The 24,290-nt window shown below is 60.5% G+C and carries 22 protein-coding genes; 12 read left to right on the plus strand and 10 right to left on the minus strand.

Annotated features, from left to right (window positions below):
• The first annotated feature begins 6 nt into the window (after positions 1-6).
• Genes AB6Q56_RS18020 through AB6Q56_RS18035 form a run of 4 tightly spaced genes read left to right on the plus strand, consistent with a single transcriptional unit; the run spans position 7 to position 7,543 of the window.
• Positions 7-3,930: an Eco57I restriction-modification methylase domain-containing protein gene (locus tag AB6Q56_RS18020; protein ID WP_434514427.1), complete on the plus strand. Its 3,924-nt coding sequence runs from the start codon at positions 7-9 to the stop codon at positions 3,928-3,930.
• A 60-nt stretch (positions 3,931-3,990) separates the two neighbouring features.
• Complete coding sequence (locus AB6Q56_RS18025) at positions 3,991-4,917, plus strand: S-4TM family putative pore-forming effector (protein WP_434514428.1); 927 nt, start codon at positions 3,991-3,993, stop codon at positions 4,915-4,917.
• Positions 4,914-6,347, plus strand: a complete 1,434-nt coding sequence (locus AB6Q56_RS18030) for an SMODS domain-containing nucleotidyltransferase (RefSeq protein WP_434514429.1) — start codon at positions 4,914-4,916, stop codon at positions 6,345-6,347. Before AB6Q56_RS18025 ends, AB6Q56_RS18030 begins: the two co-directional genes overlap by 4 nt.
• Positions 6,348-6,361: 14 nt before the next feature.
• On the plus strand, positions 6,362-7,543 hold the full coding sequence (locus AB6Q56_RS18035; protein WP_434514430.1) for an HNH endonuclease: 1,182 nt from the start codon (positions 6,362-6,364) through the stop codon (positions 7,541-7,543).
• A gap of 87 nt (positions 7,544-7,630) precedes the next feature.
• Here AB6Q56_RS18035 and trfA read toward each other — a convergent pair whose 3' ends face one another.
• From trfA to AB6Q56_RS18065, 6 genes are all read right to left on the minus strand, one after another.
• Positions 7,631-8,689: a plasmid replication initiator TrfA gene (trfA, locus tag AB6Q56_RS18040; protein ID WP_434514431.1), complete on the minus strand. Its 1,059-nt coding sequence runs from the start codon at positions 8,687-8,689 to the stop codon at positions 7,631-7,633.
• The gene (locus AB6Q56_RS18045; protein WP_434514432.1) at positions 8,667-8,873 is read right to left on the minus strand and encodes a hypothetical protein; all 207 of its coding nucleotides are present in this window, start codon (positions 8,871-8,873) and stop codon (positions 8,667-8,669) included. The genes trfA and AB6Q56_RS18045 overlap by 23 nt, the downstream gene beginning before the upstream one ends.
• Positions 8,874-9,734: 861 nt before the next feature.
• On the minus strand, positions 9,735-10,613 hold the full coding sequence (locus tag AB6Q56_RS18050; protein WP_434514433.1) for a plasmid partitioning protein RepB C-terminal domain-containing protein: 879 nt from the start codon (positions 10,611-10,613) through the stop codon (positions 9,735-9,737).
• The gene (locus AB6Q56_RS18055) at positions 10,610-11,512 is read right to left on the minus strand and encodes a plasmid partitioning protein RepB C-terminal domain-containing protein (protein WP_434514434.1); all 903 of its coding nucleotides are present in this window, start codon (positions 11,510-11,512) and stop codon (positions 10,610-10,612) included. The genes AB6Q56_RS18050 and AB6Q56_RS18055 overlap by 4 nt, the downstream gene beginning before the upstream one ends.
• Complete coding sequence (locus tag AB6Q56_RS18060; protein WP_434514435.1) at positions 11,509-13,002, minus strand: recombinase family protein; 1,494 nt, start codon at positions 13,000-13,002, stop codon at positions 11,509-11,511. The genes AB6Q56_RS18055 and AB6Q56_RS18060 overlap by 4 nt, the downstream gene beginning before the upstream one ends.
• A 191-nt stretch (positions 13,003-13,193) precedes the next feature.
• A complete protein-coding gene (locus tag AB6Q56_RS18065; protein WP_434514436.1) occupies positions 13,194-13,487 on the minus strand; it encodes a hypothetical protein in 294 nt (97 codons plus the stop codon).
• 229 nt (positions 13,488-13,716) lie between these two features.
• Between AB6Q56_RS18065 and AB6Q56_RS18070 the strand changes: the two genes are divergently transcribed.
• Positions 13,717-14,610, plus strand: coding sequence for a restriction endonuclease (locus tag AB6Q56_RS18070; protein WP_434514437.1), 894 nt, complete (start codon positions 13,717-13,719; stop codon positions 14,608-14,610).
• Positions 14,611-14,618: 8 nt separating this feature from the next.
• Entirely contained in the window at positions 14,619-15,629 is a 1,011-nt protein-coding gene (locus AB6Q56_RS18075; RefSeq protein WP_306602674.1) for a DUF3644 domain-containing protein, read from the plus strand.
• A gap of 307 nt (positions 15,630-15,936) precedes the next feature.
• Here AB6Q56_RS18075 and AB6Q56_RS18080 read toward each other — a convergent pair whose 3' ends face one another.
• From AB6Q56_RS18080 to AB6Q56_RS18095, 4 genes are all read right to left on the minus strand, one after another.
• Positions 15,937-16,611: a Bax inhibitor-1 family protein gene (locus AB6Q56_RS18080; RefSeq protein WP_434514438.1), complete on the minus strand. Its 675-nt coding sequence runs from the start codon at positions 16,609-16,611 to the stop codon at positions 15,937-15,939.
• 335 nt (positions 16,612-16,946) lie between these two features.
• Positions 16,947-17,153, minus strand: a complete 207-nt coding sequence (locus AB6Q56_RS18085; protein ID WP_434514439.1) for a hypothetical protein — start codon at positions 17,151-17,153, stop codon at positions 16,947-16,949.
• A gap of 70 nt (positions 17,154-17,223) precedes the next feature.
• Complete coding sequence (locus AB6Q56_RS18090) at positions 17,224-18,009, minus strand: enoyl-CoA hydratase/isomerase family protein (protein ID WP_434514440.1); 786 nt, start codon at positions 18,007-18,009, stop codon at positions 17,224-17,226.
• A 135-nt stretch (positions 18,010-18,144) separates the two neighbouring features.
• Positions 18,145-19,575, minus strand: coding sequence for an aldehyde dehydrogenase family protein (locus AB6Q56_RS18095; protein WP_434514441.1), 1,431 nt, complete (start codon positions 19,573-19,575; stop codon positions 18,145-18,147).
• Positions 19,576-19,776: 201 nt separating this feature from the next.
• Between AB6Q56_RS18095 and AB6Q56_RS18100 the strand changes: the two genes are divergently transcribed.
• From AB6Q56_RS18100 to AB6Q56_RS18125, 6 genes are all read left to right on the plus strand, one after another.
• A complete protein-coding gene (locus AB6Q56_RS18100; protein WP_434514442.1) occupies positions 19,777-20,181 on the plus strand; it encodes a hypothetical protein in 405 nt (134 codons plus the stop codon).
• Between the two features lie 58 nt (positions 20,182-20,239).
• Positions 20,240-21,169, plus strand: coding sequence for a DMT family transporter (locus AB6Q56_RS18105; protein ID WP_434514443.1), 930 nt, complete (start codon positions 20,240-20,242; stop codon positions 21,167-21,169).
• An 83-nt stretch (positions 21,170-21,252) separates the two neighbouring features.
• Positions 21,253-22,167 carry a LysR substrate-binding domain-containing protein gene (locus tag AB6Q56_RS18110; protein ID WP_434514444.1) on the plus strand — a complete coding sequence of 305 codons (915 nt, stop codon included), beginning with the start codon at positions 21,253-21,255 and terminating at the stop codon, positions 22,165-22,167.
• 117 nt (positions 22,168-22,284) lie between these two features.
• Positions 22,285-23,157 carry an NAD(P)-dependent oxidoreductase gene (locus AB6Q56_RS18115; RefSeq protein ID WP_434514445.1) on the plus strand — a complete coding sequence of 291 codons (873 nt, stop codon included), beginning with the start codon at positions 22,285-22,287 and terminating at the stop codon, positions 23,155-23,157.
• 40 nt (positions 23,158-23,197) lie between these two features.
• Positions 23,198-23,590, plus strand: a complete 393-nt coding sequence (locus AB6Q56_RS18120) for a VOC family protein (RefSeq protein WP_434514446.1) — start codon at positions 23,198-23,200, stop codon at positions 23,588-23,590.
• 32 nt (positions 23,591-23,622) lie between these two features.
• The gene (locus AB6Q56_RS18125; RefSeq protein ID WP_434514447.1) at positions 23,623-24,177 is read left to right on the plus strand and encodes a YbhB/YbcL family Raf kinase inhibitor-like protein; all 555 of its coding nucleotides are present in this window, start codon (positions 23,623-23,625) and stop codon (positions 24,175-24,177) included.
• Positions 24,178-24,290: the final 113 nt, after the last annotated feature.

Below are 24,290 nucleotides of genomic sequence, written 5' to 3' on the forward strand. Positions count from 1 at the left end.
AAGAATATGGCTCGCCGTAACAATCAGGAACTCGCCTTTCCCGCCCTCAGCATCGAAGGTGGCTTGCTCGCCCCGGACTTTCTCAACAAGGTTGCACATCTCGAAGCCAGCGAGCAGACGGAGGCGGATTACGACATCCCGCGCGGCTTCAAGCTCCGTGACGAAATTGGCCGCCACTGGAAAATTGCCCAAAACCTCTGGCAGGACTTCGCCGCCAAGCGCGCCCGCACCGACTTCAACAGCCATGCGCTGACCGTTAAGGAACTGCTCGAACCGCTGCTGCGTCACGTATTCTGCTTTGGCGACCTTAAGGCGGTTGGCCAGGTCACGCTCGGGGAGCGTGTTTTCCCCATTGGGTTCGCCGCCGGCGAGGGGAAGATTCCCGTCGTTCTGGCTGCACACGACCAACTTCTCGACAAGCCCGATACCCGCTTCGGTGACGGTGTGCGCCGCCGCTCGCCTTTCCTGCTCGCCCAAGAATACCTCAACGCCAGCGATGGCGCCCTCTGGGCTGTCGTCGGCAACGGCCTCAAGCTGCGCATCCTGCGCGACAACCCCAGCCTGACGCGGCCCGCCTACATCGAGGCTGACCTCGAAGCCATTTTCAGCGAAGGCCTCTACCCAGACTTCACCGCCCTTTGGTTGTTGGCCCATGCGTCCCGTTTCGGCAAGGTCGGCGCCGAACCTGCGAATTGCCCGCTGGAGCGCTGGCGCAACACCGCGCAGGAGGACGGCATCCGCGCCCGCGACCGACTGCGTGTCGGCGTCACCGAAGCCCTGCGTGCTCTTGGCTCCGGCTTCCTCGCGCATCCCGCCAACACGGAACTGCGCCGCCACCTCGAAGCCGGCGAGCTCAGCACGCAAGCCTATTTCGAGCAGCTGCTGCGCCTCATCTACCGCTTCATCTTTCTTGCCACCATCGAGGACCGCGACCTGGTCTTTGCACCGGAGGCCATGCCGGAGGCCCGCGAACGCTACCTCGCCGGCTACAGCCTGACGCGGCTACGCCAGTTGGCTGCCCGCCGCCGTAGCTACGACCGCCATGCCGACCTCTGGCAGGCCCTGAGCATCACCTTCAAGGGGCTCGGCCAAGGTCAGCCGGCACTTGGCTTACCAGCCCTGGGCGGCCTCTTCGCCACCAGCCACTGTCCTGACCTCGATACAGCACAACTCGACAACAGCGCGCTGCTCTCGGCGCTGTTCAGCCTCTGTTTCTTCCGCGATGGTGCCGCGCTCTCCCGCGTCAATTACCGCGACATGGATTCCGAGGAGCTGGGCAGCGTCTATGAAAGCCTGCTGGAATTGGTGCCGAATGTGGTGTTGACCGCAGGGGTTCGCCGCTTCGGCTTCATTGGCGACGAGGACGAAGGCTCGAACCGCGGCAACGCCCGCAAGCTCACCGGCTCCTACTACACCCCGGACAGCCTGGTGCAGGAACTCATCAAGAGCGCGCTGGAGCCGGTCATCGCCCGCACCCTAGCGGAAAACCCGCAGGAGCCGGTCAAGGCCCTGCTGGCCCTCTCGGTCTGCGACCCCGCCTGTGGCTCCGGCCATTTTCTTCTTGCCGCTGCTCGCCGTATTGCGGAAGAAGTGGCGCGCCTCAATGCGACCGATGGCAATCCACTGCCCGCCGATTACCGCCGAGCCCTGCGCGACGTGGTGGCCCACTGCATCTATGGTGCGGACAAGAACCCGATGGCCGTGGAACTTGCCCGCACCGCGCTGTGGCTGGAAGCCTATACCCCGGAACGCCCGCTCACCTTCCTCGATGCCCATCTGCGATGCGGTGATGCGCTGCTCGGCATCCTCGACCCGGCCGTACTCGACGCCGGGATTCCGGACAAAGCCTTCAATGCCCTGTCCGGTGACGACAAGGAAGTGGTCAAACGCCTCAAGAAGGCTAACCGCGATGCCTTGAAAGCCATCGAAAAGGCCAAGGCGCCAGGCGGCCAGTTCAGCCTCGGGCTGGAAGCCGAGCAGGATGCCGATGCCTTCGAGCATCTGCCCGATGACACGCTGGCAGCGATTGAAGCCAAGCGCGCCGCCTTCGCCGCCTTGCAGGAAAAGTTAGCCAATTCCCGCGCTCGGCTGGCCGCCGACCTCTTCGTGGCCGCCTTCGTGCTGCCCAAAACGACGGAAACGGAAGCCCGCGTGCCCACCAGTCAGGACCTGTGGCTGGTGTTGAACGGCGACACCCCGCGCCCCGGCCTCGCCGACTCTGCCCATGCTGCCGCCCAGGCCGCGCAGACCTTCCACTGGTGGCAGGCGTTTCCGCAGGTCAAGGCCAAAGGTGGTTTTGATGTGCTGCTGGGCAACCCACCGTGGGAACGTATCAAGTTGCAGGAGGAAGAATTCTTCGCCACCCGCAGCCCGCTGGTGGCCCAGGCGCAGCACAAGGCCGAACGCGGTCGGCGTATCGCCCTGCTGGCCGAGGGCATGCTGCTGCACACCCTCTACCCGGAGGTGGAGGCGGCGCAGGGCCTGGTGCCGCCCAATGGCGCGGAGCAGGCGCTGTATGCGGACTTCCTCGCCGCCCGGCGCAACGCCGAGGCCGCTAGCCTGTTTGCCCACGATGCCGGGCGTTACCCGCTCACCGGCGTCGGCGATGTGAATACCTATGCGCTATTTGCCGAAACCTTTGCCCAGTTGATGGCAGACCAAGGTAGGGCGGGTTTCATCGTACCCACCGGCATCGCCACCGACGACAGCACCAAGGCTTTCTTTGCCGGGCTGACCCAGGCCGGAAGGCTCGCCAGCCTGTACGACATCGAGAATCGGGAGCGCCTGTTCCCGGCCGTGGATAGCCGCATGAAATTCTGTCTGCTGACCCTGGGCCGCGCCGAGGCCGCCGAGTTCGTCTGCTTTGCCACCCAGACTCACCAACTGGCCGACCCGCGCCGTCGCTTCACTTTGACCCCGGACGAATTCCGCCTCATCAACCCCAACACCCTCACCTGCCCGGTGTTCCGCAGCGAGCGCGATGCGGCGCTGACCAAGAAGCTCTACCGCGCCGCGCCGGTGCTGATTCTCGAAGGCGGGCGCGTGGAAAACCTTTGGTCAGTTCGATTTCACACACGATTCTTTCATATGGCAGAGGATAGCCATCATTTTGTGAATGAGCCAAGTGAGGGTGATGTACCTGTCTATGAAGCTAAGATGATGCATCTTTACGAGCATCGATGGGCGACCTACGATTCGTCGTCGGACTCTAGTCGGGATTCATTAGACATAGAAAAAACTAGTCCTAGTTACAGTCCAAAACCTCGTTATTGGGTTAAATCGTCCGAGTTCTCTCAACGAGTTTCGGACGCGGGAATTAGCGGAAATTACTTCATCTCGTGGCGGTGGATTACTAACGCGACGAACGAGCGGACATACATAGCTACGGTTTTGCCACGGGTTGCTGTATCAAATAGTTTGCCGACGATATTTTTTGATGGACGAACAACGGCCTCACAAGTTGCCTGTTGCTTAGCGAATTTTTCGTCACTAACCCTCGATTACTGTGCCCGCCAGAAAATTGGGGGAACCAATATGACGCTCGGGATTGTGAAGCAGTTGCCGGTTTTCGCCCCCAGTAATTACTGCGACTCAGACCTCGCCTTCATTGTCCCCCGCGTCCTCGAACTCACCTACACCGCTCACGACCTGAAACCCTGGGCCGCAGACCTCGGCTACGCCGGCGAACCCTTCCCCTGGAACCCGGAACGCCGGGCCATTCTCCGCGCCGAACTCGACGCCTACTACGCCCGCCTCTACGGCCTGACCCGCGACGAACTCCGCTACATCCTCGACCCCGCCGATGTGATGGGTGAGGACTACCCCTCCGAGACCTTCCGCGTGCTCAAGAACAACGAGCTGCGCGAGTTTGGCGAATACCGCACCCGGCGGCTGGTTCTGGAAGCGTGGGACCGCTTGAATGGCTGCTGACCTCGGCGCAAGTCGCCCCAAAATTTACTGACCACCAGATTGAGAATGAGGATATGAGTTTTGAACGACCAGCACAGAATTGACGTTGAGCAGAACAAGCCGGAACGCCTTGAATTGCTGCGCGCACAGCGGCTCTTCTATTCCCGAGCAAAGCTATATCAAAACCTGTTTGCGGTGATGGCACTCCTCCTGCCAGCCGTCGGTGTTCTCTTCGGCGCTAGCTACCCGGATATTCGGCCATTCCTTGGTTTTGGTTCGATTGTGGTTCTGCTGCTTGATGTGGGAGTCATTTCGCGCAAACAGCGTGAGGACTGCAAGCGCGGCGCCAAAGTACAAGAGCAATTTGACACTGAGGTGTTGAAGCTGGATTGGAACCGGTTGGTCGCAGGCGGAAAGGTCGATGCAGAAGATGTGCGCGCGATTACTTCGAAGCCAATAACAGATGTCGATAGGCAATACCTAGAAAACTGGTATGAGGTGGCCATTGCCAAACTTCCGTTGCCTGTGGGGCGAATCATCTGCCAACGTACGAATGTCACCTACGATATGCGGGTACGCAAAACGTACGCCGGAGTCTTGCTTGGTGCCGCCGTTCTCCTCTTTGTGGGCCTGACGCTGCTGGGCCTGTATCAAGGTGTGAAGGTGAACGACCTCATCCTGACGATGTATCTTCCGGCGTTGCCGTTGGCCACTTTTTTGCTGCGGGAACACCGCAAACATGGCGACACCATCGAGACGTTGACGACGATAAAGGCCGAGGTCGAAAAGGTCTGGGAGCAGGCTATTACTGGCACATCGTTCGAGGACCTGACCAGGAGCTCGCGGGCACTACAGGACGCCATCTACCGACACCGTGCCAGCAATCCCCTCGTATTTGATTGGCTCTACGACTGGATACGCCAGCGACAGGAAGACCTCACCAGGCACGCGGTAGAAAAGCTGGTTGCGGAGGCACAAAAGAAATTGAATATCCTGGAGGCCCAATGAAGCTGCATGAACACTTCAAGGTGTTTCTTGACGACCATGTGAACTTGAACAGCACGCGGTTGAGCTTGCTCGAAGACAGCATTGTTGCTGTTGAGAATGCGGTTCGTGCGCTTGATTGGGGCCCAAGGGTAATTTCGTTCGCACCGCAAGGCTCGTGGGCCCACGAGACCATTATCAAGCCCCAATCAGAACAACCATTCGACGCCGATTTACTTGTATTTGTCGAGGCCGTGGATGGCTGGGCGCCCAAGGACTACGTGAATAGCCTTGCCACCGGCTTGGGAAATCTTCCCGTTTACAAAGAGAAGGTTCGCCGTTATTCCCACTGCGCCACCATTGAATACGCAGGGGAGCGCAAAATTGACGTTGCTCCATGTGTGGTCAACCGCCTTTACGCGGGTCAGTACGAGGTTTGTAATCGCATCGCTGACCAATTCGAGGCGTCATCCCCCTTGGCCTACACGGAGTGGGTGAAAGGGAAGAACAGCGTGGCAGGGGGAAATGACCTGAAAAAGGTTACCCGCCTGCTGAAGTACATGCGGGACATAAAAGGCAACTTCACTTGCCCTTCGTTCCTGCTCACGACGCTAATGGGACTCCAGGTCTACGAAAGCGATAGAGGCAGCGCACAGTTCGCAGACTTGACTACGACGCTTAAAACGCTTGTTGGGCGTCTGGATGATTGGCTTCAGGTTCGACCAACTGTCCCAGAGGTGCCTAACCCGAAACTGCCGCAGGAGGACCAGGCAAGCGGTTGGGACCAGACCAAGTATTCCAACTTTCGGGACAAGGTAAACCTCTATCGAGGCTGGATTGACGATGCGTTCAACGAGGCGGACCGCGACGAAAGCATTGGCAAGTGGCAGCGAGTCTTCGGCGAGAATTTTGCTGCCGGTGAGGCGAAGCGGGCAGCCGAGCAGGTTAGCGAAGCTGCAACTGCTGGAGCCCTCGTGCTCGGGGGGCACTTCCAGGACTTGGTCGAAAAGGTGAAGGCTTTGGGTGCCGCAGCTGTTCCGGCGAAGTTGCTCCGCTTGCCTCATATCCGTCGGCCGACGTGGCGAAAAGCGAACGAGCAGTACAAGGTGAAAATTGCGGCTGAGCTTCGAACGGGAAAGTACGAAAGAGCCTTTCGTTCGGTCCGCTCTGCTGAGCCGCTACAACCTGGCTACTGGGTCAGATTTACAGCGGCCAATGCCATGGGTGTTCCTTTTGCGGAAGACTACAAGGTCCAATGGCGCGTGACGAACACCGACAAAGTGGCTGCCCGCGCTGGCGCATTGCGCGGGGAGTTCTATCCCTCTGATGACGGCTCAAGCCGCGCTGAGCAGTTGTCATATCGCGGTGTGCACTTCGTCGAGGCGTTCTTGATTCGAAAGCGGGACAACCGTCAGGTGGGACAGTCAGAGCCCTTCTATGTGGTCATCGAGTAAATTTTCTCTGCATTATGACTATTCCTGCAAAGCTTCCGAGTGAGCGAGCTCTTGAAATCATCACGGTTGGGCTGTCGCCTGAACTGGCGATTCATCATTGCGACAACGCTGACCGCAGCAAAGCCCATCTGTTTGAAGTCGGCGGCCCGGGCGGACGTCAGTTCGCATTAGTTGTCGGGGATATGTATGCGGCCAAGGGCCCCAAGCCATCCCAGCAGACCCGAATTTTGCTGGAGAAGTGCAAGGTGCCGGAGATGGCCGGAGTTTCACCTTGTGATGACGATTACAGCGGCTCTCGCATCAAGCAGGCTGATTCACGCATTGCTCCGCCGAATCAGTCCTCCTGCCTAGTTGCAGACGAATCGGCACTTCGGGGTTTGCTGCGCTGGTATGCCCAATATCGGGGGGCATCGGACGATTACGATGCGGCATCGCTGGGCTCCCTTGAGCGAACTCGACTGGAAAAAGCTGCGCAGGACGCGGGCTTTGACCTTTCTCCAACAGTGGAGCGAGACTGGCTTGTTTTTCGGTCGACGGCTTTCCCGGGCACAGTAGGGGTTGCCTCTGAGATTGCGGGGTACCGTGTCGTAGTCAGTGATGCTGGCCTGGCTCGCCGGGTTGCCACCGAGTTCACAGCGGTAGCAGCCGATGCCAGCCCACCGTGGGCGGTGTACCTGAATAACATTCAGGATTATCCAACGCTGCATCGTTTGTTCGGTCGTATTGCTGCGGTGAGCCGTGTGCTGGCGGGCGAAGGGTTACGAGCCTTCGAGGAAAGCCGCCGCCACCCACCGGATACGACGGAAGCGACTCGACTCGTTGTACAGCGGGTGGGGCAGGATATATTCCGCGCTTCGTTGCTTGCTTACTGGGGGCAGCGATGCGCGGTCAGTGGGCTTGCTGTACCTGGGCTTCTCCGCGCCTCCCATATCAAACCCTGGGCAGACTGCGCCTCCGACGCAGAGCGGCTCGATGTATTCAACGGCTTGCTGTTGGCGCCGCACCTTGATGCCTTGTTCGATGGTGGATGGGTGACCTTCCTGGATTCTGGACAAATAAGAATTTCCGATGCCCTGGATGCTGCTAGTCGCACCCGCCTGGGGCTCACAGGGGCCGAAGCCATCATTGGCCTGACTGAACGCCACCAAGCGTATTTGGCATGGCATCGGGAGCATTGCTTCGACCGGAAAAAGTAGTCTGCGTTTTTGTTTTTGCTAAGCTAGGCTAGTTTGCGCTTTGAAACTAGCCTACTCACCTGCTGGTGTTACTACCGAAGACTCCCGTTAGGTCATCTGCCATCTCAAAAGCTCGACGGTGAGATGCGTATCGGTGAGCTCAAATGCAACCACCCTCTCGCTGTCTGACACATCAGCCCGCTGAAGCCGCCCCAGAGCTCGCTTCAGCCGTCGGCGAAACTCGCGGAGTTCGCAGACGACACCGCTCCACTTGAAAAGGTCTTCAACTTTCACCGGGTACGGCTTCGCATGCGTGCTGTAGTAGCTCGCCAGCCAGGCCGGCAGGCCGGAGTATTCGTGCAAGGCGGAGTGGCTGACCGCACTCCAGTTTTCGGGCCCAAAAAGCCTGGCCATCGAGTCCAGCACGCGAAAGGAAATGAGGTCACTGCCCTTCAGCAAACGCTCAGGCGTATCTCTGCCTTGGTAGCCGTCATCGAATAAGACATCCAATAAGCGCGGCATCGGGATGTCCACGCGCTTCACCCGGATACGCAGGTGGGCAGCGTTGAGCCGAATGAGGCTGTCGCGGATGGCCCGGTGGGTATTAGCGCAGTAGGACACATTCAGGTCACGGGCCAGTTGCCAAAAAGTCACGCTCACCCAGCGCAATTCCCCTCCTGGACAGAGGGGCCGCTCGTCACGGTAGTAGTTCAGACAGGCAGCAAAAACACGTCGGTCGTAATCACCCAAGGGGTGGCCCGTCAGCGTCAGGGACGTATCGCCCTGTACGCTTATCTCGACGTTCATCAGCGGCTTGTCGGTCACTTCGGATGCACCGAACAAGGAGGAGCGCAGTAAGGTATTCGGGATACCAACCGTCGCTTCACGCCAGGTCGGCAGGTAAACATCGTCACCACGCCGAACTGCCCGACGCTGCCTGGCCTGTCGAACCTCCGTTACTGAAGCGTTGTCGGGTAGCACGAGGACGGGCTCTTCCTCGGCAGCCATCTGCCTTAGCTGACTGCGTGCGACAGACTCGAGTGTTGCGGCGGCCGCGCAGATAAGGTCTTGGGTAAGGACGTCCGCTGCCGACTCCGCTGCGCATCGCGTAGCCGCAGCCTGGGCCTGAAGTGCGGCAATCTGCTCAGCGCTGCACCGCTTGGCCATGTCGGGCTCCTGACGCGCGTTGCACATAGGCGGCAAGGAGACCGCGAAGAACGACCGATGCACAGAGGCCTTGCACCGCGCACAGCGAAGCAAATTCGTTCTTCAGGTCATCCGGAACCCAGACTTTCATCTGGACCGAGCCGGCACGATGCCGGTCGCCAGGTTTTTCGATTTTGGTTTTCATGTGTCTTCTCCACTGGGACCCAATGGGGCCCCACATGAATCGGTATAGCGCGCTGGAGAAGCATGACGAACGGCAGGTGGTACCCAGAATGAATTCAACGCTGCCTGAAAACACGTTTTACTTGGCGTCGAAACACACGCTGCTTGTCGTGGCCCCACATTTCGCTTGGCCTCAAAACACGCCATGGCGCCCCTGCCAACAAAATCTCCCCAGCAGGCAAGGTGTTTTCATGGGTATCCACCCCCGTAATCCTTAATCCTTTAATCACCACCCCCGCCTGACTCTCACAGGGTGTGCTCCTCCCGACGTCGCAAAGCAGCTTGAACGTCAGCGCCTGAAAATGGGTTCAGCATCTTTCCGGTGAGCAACCTGCTTCTGGCAACCAGGTGGCTGGTCAGGTCGCTCTTCAGTGGGCAGCGATTACTCTAACTGGCAAGGCGGATTGGTATGCCATCACACAACAGCCCTGGCAGCCCTCATGCAGCCTGTGGAGCGCGATGCCAGTTCCCTCGACTGTGGCCATTAGCCAAGTAGAAGGTAGCCAACCCCGATGACGATACGGTTTAGACCGCCAAGGGGTACGCAACCCCGATACCCTGCGCAGCCCAACAGGAGCGATGCCGACATGAGTATCGCTACGCGTCGCTTCACTGGAGCGTAGCTGGCTTAACCGATGGGTTCGCAGTAGCAGCATCTCACTGCCTTGGTTAAGCCATGCCCAGTGAGGATGTTTGCTGGTCCCATCAGCCGGGTTTTCGGTATCCAACGTCAGCGGAGAGAGGCATCAACAAGGACGCCCGAAATGTCCTGCGCCTCTCCCCGCGACAATAGTTCCGAATTGTTAATGAGCGAGCAAAATGCCTACTGGTCGAGCGACGCCACCGAAATGATGTGCTTGAGCTGTTCCAGCAGTTCCGGGTGCCGCTGCTGGATAAATCGTTCAACGGCTTCGTTCTCGAGCAGCTTGGCGACGTACCCGCGCGCCAGTACCAGATTCAGCACATCGTCAGCGTAATTCCGTTCAATCAGTTCGTACTGTCCTTGCAGCTTGGCCATTTCTCGCTCCATTCGCAGCATTTGCTCGGCTGACACGCCGGCCAGTTTCTTGGCCTTCTGCCCATCGTAGAGTTGCTCGGACGGCGTCGCTGCTAACAGCGCCTCGGCATAGGGAATGGTCAGGTTATTCGCCAGCAGCATGAGGTCAACGCATTCGACTTGCCGTGTTGGTTTCATCTTTCGCAGCAGCCGGGAAATCTCCGCAGAAAACTGTCTATCCTTCAACAGCTCGACCGCCTCGGGGCAAATGCCATCAAGCAATTTGACCTTCTTGAGGATTTGCGAGACATCGACATTGAGTGTACGGGCCAGTCGCGCCGCCGGAACCCCGCGCTGAACGGCCTTGCGCAACATGCGATGCTCGCCAATGGTCGCCAGGCGGTTGATTTTGGTGTTGTAGGTGTAGGTCTCGTCATCGGTGGCCACCAGGCAAAGTGCTTCTGCGTATCCGAGCTCCCGTAAGGCCAGTAGTCGCGCATGGCCATCGAGCACCAGATGATTACCATCGGCCTGCATCGGGGAAATCGACAGCGGTTCGATGAGCCCCACCTCCTCGAGAGAACTGACGATTTGTTTGTACTTGACCGAGGCAACCAGGCCGGCCGGGATTTTTTTGGAAGGCAGCAGCTTGTCGAGTGGCACCAGGCAGGTTTCGGGGATAAATCCCAACAGGGGGCCATTCACACAGGACCTCCGTTCGGCCAGACACGGTTCGCTAGGTAATTGGGCATGGTGTCCAGGTGCTCCGCACGCAACAGGGTGACGAAGTTCTCGTCGGCGAGGAGTTGGCGCAGTGCGCTGACGACAAACAGTAGGCGCTGCTGGGTCAGCTCTGCCTTTTTTACGACGAGTTTTTGTCGTTCGACCTCACGCTGATAGGTGCGCACCAGGCTTGAGGCAGTGACATCTGCTTTTCCGCTGGGGGCTCGTTTGGCGCCACTACGTCCCAAGGTTTGGCGGCGTTCGATGACCTTGCGCGTCTCCAGTAGTTGTTTGCCCCGCAAGCGCCCGGATTCGTAGGCCTCCTGCATGGCGGCCTGTAATGCCTTGTCGTCGTCCCCTGCGCCGACGATGTCCAGCGCTGTGTTCAGCGGCACCTTGCCGGTTTCCACGGCGACCAAAAGTCGTTCCTCGCCGTGGTCGAGCAGCTTCAGAACGCCGGAGACGTAGGTCTGCGTCAGTCCGGTCTTGGTCGCAATGTCCTTGGCCGCATAGCCAAGGTCACCCAGGCGCTTGATGCTCGACAGGATTTCGAGCGGCCGGTACTGTCGGCGGGCCATGTTTTCCGCCAGGCTGATGATGTACGCCGCTTCGTCATCGACCTCCACGACCAAGGCCGGGATTTCCGTATGCCCGAGCGCACGGAAGGCGTTCAGTCGCCCTTCACCACAAACCAGCAGGTATCGTTCGGTGCCGTCTTCGCCGGTTCGAGGCGTGACCGTCACAGGCTTTTTGAGGCCGACCTTCTGGATGTTGCCGACGATGTCCTCATAGACCCGTTTATTCCGTTCACGAGGATTGATGACCTCGATGCGGTCTATGGCGATGGTTTTGAGGGGGCGTTTTTTCAGGGGCGAGGTCATGCCGCCCTCCGAATCCGCCGGCGCTCGGCCATCCCATACAAGTAATCCAGGGTGTCGAAACGGTAGCAATCAAACTCCACCGCATTGACCTCGGCCAGACGAAGATTCGATTCGCCGAAGTCGAGCCGTGGCAACAGGTAGTAGTCGTAGGCGGCATCATTGTCCGGTGTCAGGCGAACGGCGACGGTGACATCGGGGCAGAGGCTGGTATCCAGCCGAATTTTCCAGCGGCGACTGCCGGTACTGGTTGTCAGGCAGCGGGCCAGTACCAGCGACACCGTGAATTCGTGATTGACGGTCAGCAGGTCCGTGGCGGGGTCCCGATGCACCTCGCCACCAATGGCCTGGATGGCCGCTTCTGTCTCGCCAACAATCGTCGGATGCAACTGGCGCAGAAAGCGGTTGGTTTCCAGGAAGCGATAGTCGCGGTCAGGCATGAAGCCTACCTTCTGGTAGGCGCGTATCAAGCTGCCAAACCGATGGGCATAGGCTGCGGCCGACGGCATGCCCTCGGTCTCGTTGATGATGAGCCCGGAGAGCAGACCGCGCGTCTCATACAGCTGACGCAGACGCTCAAGCAATTCGTCGTCACTGTAGCGTCGTGCTCGCGCCCGAAGAATGCCCTGGGCCGTGAAAAACAACTCCGGCGAGACGATGGCCTCAAACGCACCTTCCTTGCGAACCCACATCTCGCCCGGGTTGGTCACCCGGGTTTTCTTGAGCTTGAAGGAGATGCGGTTGTAGACGTTGTTGCCGATGTATTTTTCGTTGCTCAGCACCTCGTTTACCGTCCCCCGTGTCCAAGCCCGGTCCAGGTCGGTAAGGATGCCTTCGGCGTTGAGGCGTCCCGCAATCTGCGATTCCGACAGATTGTCATCGATGAACCAACGGTAGATGCGGTTGACCACCGCCACTTCCTCTGGAGGGCCGGGGACCAGGATGACCCGGTCGGTTTGCAGGCTTTTATGCTCGCCGCGGGTCAGCATGCTCTTCACCAAGCCATGCTGGTCGATGAGCACCCGGCGCAGACCATACCCCGCAGGACCACCTTGCCGATAACCGAGTTCGATGAGTCGGCATTGGCCGGCAAATACCTTGGCTGATAGCTCACGACTGTATTCGCCGGCCATGGCACGTTTGACCCCTTTGACGATGGTCGATACCGGCGAACCGTCGTTGTCGAATTGCTCGGCGACGTAGGTGACGGTGATGCCTTTACGCTTGCAGATGTACTCGTAGTAGGCGCTCTCATCAGCATCCTGAAAACGCCCCCAGCGGCTGACGTCGTACACCAGGATGACCTGAAAATCCGCCTGACCGGTTTCCACATCGCGAATCAGCCGTTGCAGTGCTTCCCGGCCATCGATGCGCAAACCGCTCTTGCCCGCGTCGGCGTAGGTGCGAACTATCTGGATGCCGTGACGGGAGGCGTATTCCCGGATGCGGTCAGACTGGTTCTCAGTGGAGTATTGCTGATGTTCGGTCGACATGCGGACATACTCCGCCGCCCGAAACTGGGAAAACTGACTGGCGCCATGGGGCTGGTCTTCTGGGGATGGCATACGACATTGCTCCCTTCCTCGTGGCAAGTGCGCATTTGCCGTTTCATGCAAAAGGTCCCGCCACTGGTTGTTGGTGACGGGGACCCTATCAAGGAATATTCCGCTCGAACATCACAGACTCATTTGCAATACAGCGCCTCAATGTCTGAAGGTCCTTGCAGCACGGTGATTTCGACGAGCCACACCGTATCCTTTGCAATCATTTCGGCCGTCGCTGGAATCAGTTGGTAAAGCCCAGAGGGCAAGGGATTGAGCGAGGACGGAGCATCTTTTGCAATTCGCGCCTGATTTCGCGTTTGTTGCTGTGTCCGATTGCGTTCGGCGTAGGTGGCATGCTTAGCGCGGTATTTTTGCCAGTAGCCGGGATTTTTGGCCGCCCAGTCCTTCAGGTACTGGGCATCGCTCTCCCGCATGGCCAGGCTCTCCTGGCGTCGCTTGGCTTGCTTGCGCCGGCGCCGCTCGTTTTGGCAGGCCGGGTTTGAACAGAATTGCTGGTTTTTTGCTTGAGGCCACGGCGTAAATGAATTGCCGCAGGCCTTGCATCGTCTGAATGTCACTGCTTTCTCCGAGTATTAAGGAGGCTGCAATGCACTACCACTGGGAGTTTCGGGCAAACGCACTCGGCACTAAAGCCCGAAATCGATGCTTGCCGTTGGCATTCCACAGGATGCAAAATGCATCCTTTATCTCAAAACAACAAACCGCATGGCCCGCAAAAAATCATCTGTTCTCGATGACCTGGTCGATATTGCCGCTCAACTTCCGTGGAAGGCAGGTGTTGGATTGGCCGTTGTCGCCTATTTCATCCTGCACTACTTTGCGACCCGGGCACCGCTCACCATGAACCCGGCGGAGCTGAAAGCATTGGGCAAAACAGTGGGCGACTCGGTCACGCACGGGCTAGGAACCATGCTGGCCAGCGTATTCCAATACATTGTCCCATTCGCTTTTCTGGTCGGCGCATTTATCTCGTTTTCGCGGCGCCGTCGCCAGTCAGAGCTGCATGCCCAGGTCGCGACTGACCCGGCAGCCGATGCCCTGGAGAAGATGAGCTGGCGAGAATTTGAAGGGCTGGTAGCCGAAACCTTCCGTCGGCAAGGCTATCGCGTGGTGGAACGCGGTGGCGATGGTCCGGATGGCGGTGTCGACGTCGAGCTCCACATGGGAAGCGACAAATATCTGGTGCAGTGCAAGCAATGGAAATCGCAGAAGGTTGGCGTGGCCACGGTTCGTGAGCTTTATGGCGTGATGACGGCCGAACGCGCTGTCGGCGCATTTGTAGTGGCCTCCGGTGCCTTCACGGACGAGGCAAAGAGCTTTGCTGATGGCCGAGCCATCAAATTATTCGATGCCAGAAAACTTCGTTCCATGATTGGCCAGGTTCCCAGTCCCATCATCGCACCGGAACAGACAATGCCGGCCTGTCCGAAGTGTGGCAGTGAGATGGTGCGGCGGACTGCCAAGAAGGGGGCCAACGCCGGCAATCAGTTTTGGGGGTGTTCGCGGTTTCCCAGTTGCACTGGGATTCGGAGCTAGGAGTATCGATGAAGCCTAGGTCCAGAAATCTCCTGAGCAAGGCAGTAGATGCGCTGATTGCAGCGATAGAAATCTACAACAAGCCTGTGTTCCAGTATCGAGAAGAAACCTTTGCCATTCTCGCCATCAATGCGTGGGAGCTTCTAGTCAAGGCACGTTTGCTGCAATTGGCTGGCAACAAAATGGCTGCCATCTTGGAGTACGAGCGCCGCAAAAAGGCTGATGGTGAATATTCGGAAAAGGCGTACCGGCGTCGGAACAAGGCTGGCAATGTGGTCACCGTCGGCCTATTCAAGGCCATCGAGCGTCTGAATTCAAGCTATGGTGCTGCCGTCGAATTGCCAATCCGTCAGAATTTGGAGGCCTTGTCGGAGATTCGGGACAATGCGGTGCATTTCGCTAACAAGGACCTAGCATTTGCTAAAGCATTCCATGAAATTAGCTCGGCTACCGTAGCAAATTTCGTGCAGGCCGCACGAATCTGGTTTGGAGATGACCTATCCGGACAACGCATGTTTTTAATGCCATTAGCGTTTGTCTCAGGCGTGAACACTGTCCCAGGCCTCTGTATGAATGGAGAAGAGCGTCATCTGGCAAAGTATCTTGAAGCGATGAAGGCTAACGATTCCGGCCATGATGGTGATTTTTCTGTGGCATTGACTGTTGAAGTTGCTTTGAAGCGGAGCAAGGATGGGGCTAGTAATGTATTCAGTGTTTCTAATCATCCATCAGCATTGCCGATACGACTGGATGAGGCTGATATTCGAGAGACTTACCCTTGGGAGTACAAGACCCTGACCCAACGTCTCCGCCTGCGGTATGAAAACTTCAAGGAAAACGTTCGCTACCACCAAATCCGTAAGGCGCTTGAGGGCGATAGTCGTTTCTGTAGGGAGCGCCTACTTGACCCGCTCAAGCCAGATGGTACGAAGAAAAAATTCTACAACTCAAACATATTGCGGGAATTTGACCCTCATTACGTCAGGCGCAAAAAGCCAGTGAATCCAGAAACGGCATAGGACCTGAGGGTAAAAGCATGAAGCCCATGTCGCTGAACATGGGCTTCGTAAATCTTGAACCTTGGCACTCACGGCCATGGTGACCGGCTTCTCGCTGTTTGGGTGCTACTCGGTCATCTTGTCGAACTGCGGCGGATTTTCAGTCATGCTGCCTCCAATCGCGTTGTTCCTGTAGGGCCTGACCAACTGCCCGTCAGGCTTCGATTCCAGATTACTCCTCCGAGCAAAAAAGTCCACCAGCGGTACAGAAAAACGGCCCGCCGACTGGCGAGCCGTTGTGGCACCGGTCTGTATCGGGCTGGTGGGGTTAGTCGTTGCTGGAGAATCCAAGCAGTTGCAGCACCGACAGGAAGAGGTTCAGCACATTCAGGTACATGCTGACCGCAGCCATCACATAGTTGGTTTCTTCACCGCGCACCAGACGGCTGGTGTCGTACAGAATGAAGCCGGAGAACAGGAGCGCGGCAACAGCCGATACGCCAGCCTGCATGGCCGGGACAAACATCGCAGCAATGCTGGCCAGGATGACGACAATCAAGCCGGCGAACAGGAACCCGCCCATGCGGGAGAAATCCTTGCCGGTCTTATAAACATAAGCTGTCAGCGCCAAGGTAACCGCAGTGGTTATCACGGCTGCGGTCAGCACCGTGCTGCTGCCTCCTGGCATGTTGATGTAGTGGGTCAGCGTCGGGCCGATACCCATACCGCTGAGGGCGGTAAAGGTGAGCATGGCCGGCACGGCTGCCGCGGTATCCCGCTTCTTGTGCAGATAGAACAGCGGAACCAGGCCCAGCAGGGTAAATACGATACCGGCCACCGGACCAAAACCCGCCAGCATGCTGATACCTGCGCCTATGCCGGCAACAGCCGTTGAAAGGGCGAGCAGTTGGTAGGTATTGCGAATGACACGGTTGGTGTCGGGCGCCGCAAACGTGCCATATTCGGTTCTGCTCAGGTCGATAACACGTGCTTCAGTGCGCATGGTGGATAACTCCTCCAGTGGTTGGTGACGTCACTGTAAGTCGTAGCGCGTTACCAAAAAATCAATCCGCCATTGAGTTATTGTTCGAAAAAACCGAATCTAAAGCAACCTTTGATAAGGTTTTGCTGGGTGCCAGGTAGTCAATGGCTCAGTCCGCATGCTTCAAGGCTGAAAACCCATTGAATTTTCGAGGGGAGTTTTTTGGCCAAAAATTGCTTTATTTCATCACCTTTGGCCACGATATGCTTTTCAATGACTGAAAGAGGCGTCTCTTGGACGAGGTTTGAGGCAGATTATTGGTAAAATCGAAGGCTTATGACTGCTTCTTGGTCAATTTATGCTTTATTGCAGGCCAAGAAACGCTTAAAGGCACATTCCCGCCCAAGCTTTCCTTTGGCGGGCCTGCCATCCACCGATTGGGGCGCCCGCCCCGAGGTGAAGAGCAGATTGCCGACCTGCATGGCGGATACATAGTTGCCTGCGGGAGGTTTGGGCTTGGCTAGTTGAATGCCCAATTCCACGATTCGTTGTTCGGCGCTCATCGCGGCTTTTCTCCTTTCTCGATACGACGGAGCACCCGGCAGCCCGGGCGCTTTGCAAACACGCCCCCGCTCAGTACCCGACATAGCGTGGCGTGGTCTTGTCCACGAACGCCCGGGTGCCGATACGAAAATCCTCCGTCGCGGCGACCAGCCCGAAGAAATCGGCACCGAGCGCGGCGGACTCCTCCAGTGTCATGTTCAGGCCGCGATGCAGGGCTTCCCAGGTCAGCCTGACCGCGCTCGGTGACTTGGCGAGGATGTCGCCGACAATGGCCTGCGTCTCCGCCATCAGCTGCTCATCGTCGACGACGAATTGCACGAGGCCGATCTGCAGCGCCTCGTCGGCCGTGACGTTGCGCCCGCGCAGCAGCATCTCGGCCGCCCGCCCCCGGCCGACCAGGCGCGCCAGGCGGGTTGTTCCGCCGAAGCCGGCGACGGCGCCGATGCTCACCTCGGGGTGGCCCAGCAGGCTCGACTTGGCGGCCACGCGGATCATGCAGGCCTCGGCGATTTCCAGCCCGCCGCCGAAGGTATAGCCGTTCAACGCGGCCACCACCACCTTGCCCAGGCTCTCGATCTGGTTGGTCACCAGGACGGCAAGCCGGGAAAACTCGCGCACCGCCATCGGCGTCGAGCGGCTCAGGTACTTGATGTCGGCACCGGCCGAGAAGGCTTTGTCGCCGGCACCGGTGACGATCACCGCGCGGACGCTTTCATCCCGCTTGATGTCATCGAGCAGGGCCGACAGGCGGGTCAGGATGTCCAGACTCAGCGCGTTCAGCGCCTCCGGACGGTTCAGGGTCAAATAGGCGACGCTGTCGCGCTTTTCGTACAGCAGGATTGAATTGCCGTTCATCGGTCTTCCTCCATCCACAAAGTGATTTTCGGGTTGTTGCCGATGAACAGCTTAGGCAGTTGGTCGCGGGTGGCGATGAAAGATTCGCAAGGCGGCATGAGCGAAGTTGAAGCCGCTGCAGCGCCACCTCGCGCTTCAGCTCGCCGGCATCTGGATCGCCTTCAGCTCGGTAAATTCCTCGATGCCATAGATACCCATCTCGCGGCCGTTTCCGGACTGTCGGAAGCCGCCGAACGGCGCCCGGATATTGAAGGCCGCCCCGTTGATATCGATCTGCCCGGCGCGCATCTTTCCGGCAACGCGGGCCGCCCGCCCGGCATCCTGCGACCACACCGCGCCGGCCAGACCGTAGATCGTGCCGTTGGCGATGGCCAGCGCCGCCGCATCGTCGCCGTCGGGATAGGTGAGTATCGACAGCACGGGCCCGAATATCTCCTCCTGATCGAGCACGCTGCCCGGCGCCACCCGCCCGAAAACGGTGGGCAGGCAGAAATAGCCGCGCGCCGGCAGTGGTGCCTCCGCCCCGCCCAGCAGCAACTCGGCCCCTGAAGCGATGCCCCGGCGGATCAGTGCATGCACCCGTTCCTGTTGCGCCCGCGAAACCAGGGGGCCCAGCCGCGTCGCGTCGTCGTTCGGGTCGCCGAGCGTGAACCGTTCCGCCGCCTCGACCGCCAGGCGGGCCGCCTCCTCGTAGCGGCTGTGCGGCACGACCAGCCGGGTCAGCGCCGTGCAGGTCTGGCCGGAATTGAGGAAACAGGAGCTCACCGTTGCCCGTACCGCTGTCGGCAAATCCGCATCGTCGAGCACGACGGCGGCCGATTTGCCACCGAGCTCAAGGGCGACGCGCTTGATCGTCGCGCTCGCCGCCTGGCCGATGGCGCGCCCCGCCGCCGTCGAGCCGGTGAAGGAAACCATGTCGACATCCGGATGCGACACCAGCCGCTGGCCGACGGATGCGCCATAACCCGTTACCAGGTTGAAAACCCCGGGCGGCAAGCCGGCCTCGTCGAACACCTCGGCGAGCAGGAAGGCGTTCAGCGGCGCGACTTCCGAAGGCTTGAGGACCACGGTGCATCCCGCCACGATCGCCGGCACCACCTTGGCGACGATCTGGTGCAAGGGGTAATTCCACGGCGTGATGCAGGCAACGACGCCGATCGGCTCGCGCAGCACCCGCGAATGGCCGATCTGCCTTTCCGCCAGGGCCGTCGGCAACAGATCGGCGAAAATGTCGAACTGCTGCATCGGCAGGCCGACCTGAATGCGCCGGGTGAGCTTGGCCGGCATGCCCACTTCCGACACCAGGGTAGCGGTAAAGGCATCGCGCTTCGCGGTAAAGATTTCGTGGCAGCGTTTCAGCAGCGCAACCCGTTCGTCGACCGATGTCGCCGACCACACCGGAAAGGCGCGCCGCGCCGCCTCGACCGCACTGTCTGCATCGCCACTGTCGGCATCCGGGACATGCCCGACGGGCTGCTCGGTGTACGGGTTGATCACCGCGATGCGCCGGGGCGACGCCGGGCTCACCCAACGGCCGTCGATATACAGCTGATCGTGTTTGTGCATGTTGTCTCCATTCGTCCTTGTCGATCACCAAGCACTATACGAATGCCTCGCCATCGGTCAATGAAAGCGGCACATGCTTCGATGAAACCCACGCCCCGATGAGCCCCGCTCATCGTGCGCATGAAAAATCGTCATTCCGCGGCGGAGACCGCTGACTAGAGTTGGCGCAGGGAATCACCCCTTAACGAATGAGGTAAAACCATGCCCAGCGCCACCGTAGTCCTTTGTGGCAAAAAGCCGGAACCCGCCAGGATCGCCGCCCTGCACCGGGAAATGGCCAGCATCATCGAACGCGATCTGGGGGCGGTCAAAGCCCTGATCGCCGTTCGCATCCTGTGGGACGAGCCGGACACCTGGTCGGTCGCCGGCAAGCCGCTCGATGCCGCCATTGAAGGCAGCGGTTGCTACGTCGATATCCGGGTATCCGAGGATGCCGTCGACGAAGCCAAGATGGCGGCCGCCATGAAAGCGATCCAGAAAAGCACGACCAGCCTGCTCGGCAAGAACGTCCTGCCGCCCTACGTTGTGTTCACCCGTGTGCCGACCACCGACTGGGGCTACAAGGGGCGGTCCATCCAGCAGATCAAGGCGGCCGCCGCTGCCTGAGCGCCCCGAATGCCACCGGCTGGCTGCTGGCCGGCCATGTCCCGTCCGGAGAGCGCTCATGCCGATGACCTTCCTGCGAACTGCCGCCCGCAACGATGCCCTGGTCGGCATTGCCGCCGGCCTGGCGGTAGCCGTCATCACCGCGATCTGGTCGGTGGCCACGCGGGCGGCGGTGACCGGTTCGCTGCTGCCGCACGACGTGACGCTGATCCGCTTTTCGGTCGCCGCGCTTTTCCTGTGGCCGGTATTTCTCGTCAGCCTCCCGCGCTACCGGCAAACGCGAAAGCGCTCGCTCCTGCTCATGCTGGCCGGTGCCGGCGTGCCCTTCATGTGGATCGCCTCGACCGGCCTGACCTTTGCGCCGGTCACCCATATCGCCACGCTGATGATCGTCATGATGCCCATCTTCGTCAGCCTGATCTCCTGGTTCGTCTTTCGCGAAAACCTGGCCCGACGCCAGATTGGCGGCATCGCCACCGTCGTCGCCGGTGTCCTGCTCATTGCCGGCAGCGCCCTGTTCCTGAACCGCCACGCCGGCGCCTGGATCGGCGACCTGATGTTCCTGTGCTCCGGACTGCTGTTCGCCACCTTCACCGTCACCCAGCGCCGCTCCGGCCTGAGCCCGTGGCAGGCCACCGCGCTGGTCAATGTCGGTTCGACCCTCGTCTTCCTTCCCGTGCATCTGGCCCTGCCGACATCCGGCATTCCCCATGCCGGCCTGCGCGAACTGCTCGTCCAAGCGCTGGCCCAAGGCATGGGCATGGCCCTGCTCGGCCTCTATTGCTACACCGTTGCCGTTGCCCGCCTGGGCGCGCCGCGAGCGGCCATCTTCCTGGCGCTGGTGCCGCCCTTCTCGACCGTGCTCGGCATCGTCTTTCTCGACGAGCACCCGACCGGCTTCGCGCTGGCGGGAATCGCGCTGGTCATGGCGGGCGTCGTCGCCGTCGTTTTCGGTGCCCGGCCGGGCGTTGCGGCGAACCGGAGCTGAGGCCGGCGGCATGGTAGAGTTTTCGCTCGCCGGGGCAACACCGATGGCCGCGCGAGCGCCCCTTCAGACGACGGATGACAGTCATGGACAAGCACGGATACGGCAGCAACAACCTGCGCATTCCCCCGATCACCGGCCTGATGGCCTTTGAGTCGGTCGCCCGCAACGGCAGTTTCTCCAAGGCCGCCGATGAACTGTCGATCACCCAGAGCGCCGTCAGCCATCGCATCAGCCAGCTCGAATCGCTGGTCGGCGCCTCGCTGCTCATCCGCATCGGCCACTCGGTCAGCCTGGCGCCGGCCGGCAAGGAACTGCTGCCCTATGTCCGCGAGGGGCTGGGCAGCCTGCGCGACGGGCTGGCCAATATTTCCACCGAAGGCAAACCCAGCCTCAAGCTCAGCCTCGCCCCGGCTGTTGCCGCCAACTGGCTGATCCAGCGCCTGTCCGGCTTCCACCGCAAGCATCCGGACATCAACCTGGAAATCAACGTCACCTCCAAGAACATCAACCTGCGCTCCGGCGAGGCCGATGTCGCGATCCGCTGCGGCGACGGGCGCTGGGACGGCCTCGACGCCATCGAGCTGATCCCGCTCAGGGAAGTCGCCGTGTGCAGCCCGGCCTACCAGAAGGCGCATCCCTGGCTGCGACGGCTGGAGGACATGGAGCGCGCCACGCTGCTGCGCCACAACCTCGCTTCGTGGAAAAACTGGTTCGCCGGCCAGGGTATCGACATGAAGACGCAACCGTCCGGCGTCTCGTTCAGCGAAGTCTCGCTGCTCATCACGGCCGCGGAGTGTTCGCAAGGCATGGCGCTGGTCTACGACGTGCTGGTCGAACGCCAGTTACAGGACGGCACCCTCGTCCAGCCCGTACCGCACAGCCTCGTATCGGAGCGCTCGTACCACATCGTGACGCCGACCGGCGCGCCACGCAGCCCGGCCTTGCAGGCTTTCATCGACTGGCTGCTGACCCTGAAGCCCGAGCCGAAGGCCCGCTGAATCCGGGGCTGCCTGCCCCATGAGGGATTTCGATCCTGTCCATGAACAAGTCGCATGGCATGCCGTTTCCACGCCCCTATGATGGCCTGACCCAGTCACGCATCGCGAGGTGGACATATGGAAACGCTCGGCTTCATCGGCACCGGCGTCATGGGCTTTCCCATGGCGCGCAATCTGGCCCGGCACTTCGGGCAACTCGTCGTCTGGAACCGCTCGCCCGAGAAGTCGGCGGCGCTCGTTCCGTTTGGCGCTCAGATCGCGGCCAGCCCCGGCGAACTCCTTGATCGCTGCCGCATCGTCATCATGATGCTGGCCACCGAGGACGCCATCGACGACGTCCTCCGCCAGGCCGGCGCCGACCGCCCCGGCGCGCTAAAGGGCCACATCGTCGTGCACATGGGTACCACCTCGCCGGCCTATTCCGCCGCGCTCAACGAACGCATCTGCGCCGCCGGCGGCCAGTACGTCGAGGCACCCGTTTCCGGCTCCCGCCTGCCCGCCGAAAACGGGCAGCTGGTCGGCATGCTGGCCGGCGACCCCGATGCCGTGGCCGAGGTGCGCCCCTGGCTCGCCCCGGTGTGCAAGGAAACCTTCGTCTGCGGCCCGGTGCCGTCGGCGCTGCAGATGAAGCTGGCGGTCAATCTCTTCCTCATCACGCTGGTCAGCGGCCTGGTCGAATCACACCACTTCGCCCGCGAACTCGGCCTCGACACCGCGCTGCACCGCGCCATCCTCGATGCCGGCCCGATGGCCAGCGCCGTGTCGAAAATAAAGCTGGAAAAACTCGTCGCCGACGATTTCTCGGTGCAGGCCTCGATTGCCGACGTCCAGAAGAACAGCCGCCTGGTCGCCGAGGAAGCCCGACGCGGCGGCATCGTCAGCCCGCTGATCGAGGAGTGCTACCGGCTGTTCAGCGAAACCCTGGCCGGCGGCCACGGCGGGCTGGACATGATCGGCGTGCTGCGCGGCATCGAGGGGCGCAACCGCTGAACGCCCTACGCCACTACCATCCTTTCCCGAGGCCATCGCCATGTTCGTACTCGACCACGTCTCCATCTCCGTTCCCGACCTCGACCAGGCGCGCCCCTTCTACGACGCGGTGATGGCCGCGTTGGGCGTCGCGCAGGTTTACGACCGCCCCGACGCCATCGGCTACGGCGTGCGCTGCGACAGCATCGAGGACTTCCACACCTGCCTGGCGATCTACGCCTCGGCCAACGCCAATGTCGACGACAAGCGCCACTGGTGCTTCAAGGCCACCACCCGCCAGCAGGTCGTCGAGTTTCACCGCGCCGGGCTGGCCCACGGCGGCCGCGACAACGGCGCGCCGGCCCTGCGCCACTACCACCCGACCTATTTCGGCGCCTTCCTCCACGACCCCTTCGGCAACCGCATCGAAGCGGTCTGCCATCGGGCCGAATGACGATTCCCTCAACCCAGCAAAGGAAAAGAAGCATGCGACACCCTCTGTTCGCCATCTGCGCCGCCACGCTGCTGAGCACCGCGTACGCCGCCGAGCCCTTCGCGCTCAAGAGCCCCGACTTCGCCCCCAAAGGCAAGCTGAGCGACAAGCATGTCTACACCGGCTTTGGCTGCACCGGCGGCAACACCTCGCCGGCCCTCGCCTGGAGCAACCCGCCGGCCGGTACCAAGAGCTTCGCTTTGATGGTGCATGACCCCGACGCCCCGACCGGCGGCAGCGGCTGGTGGCACTGGGTTGTCCTTGACATTCCCGCCACCGCCCGGCAATTGCCCGCCGGTGCCGGCAAGGCCGATGCCTCGGCGCTGCCGGCTGGCGCCAGCCAGTGGAAGACCGACTTCGGCGGCCCCGGCTGGGGCGGCCCCTGCCCGCCGGTCGGCAACCGCCCGCACAACTACCACTTCACGCTGCACGCGCTCAAGGTCGACAAACTTGAGCTGCCCGCCGACGGCAGCACCGCACTGGTCGGCTACATGGTCAATGCCAACAGCCTCGGCAAGGCCACGCTGACCGGCACCTACGGCCGGTAACTCGCCGGGCCGGGCGTCGCCCGCCGACGCCTGCCCCTGCTGGGTGGCCCGCTCCGGGTACCCGGCCCTTTCCCGCTCCGTTTGACGCGCCCCGCCGGGCCGGTACGCGCTCG

The organism is Dechloromonas sp. ARDL1, from assembly GCF_051122455.1.
Classification (GTDB): Bacteria; Pseudomonadota; Gammaproteobacteria; order Burkholderiales; family Rhodocyclaceae; genus Azonexus.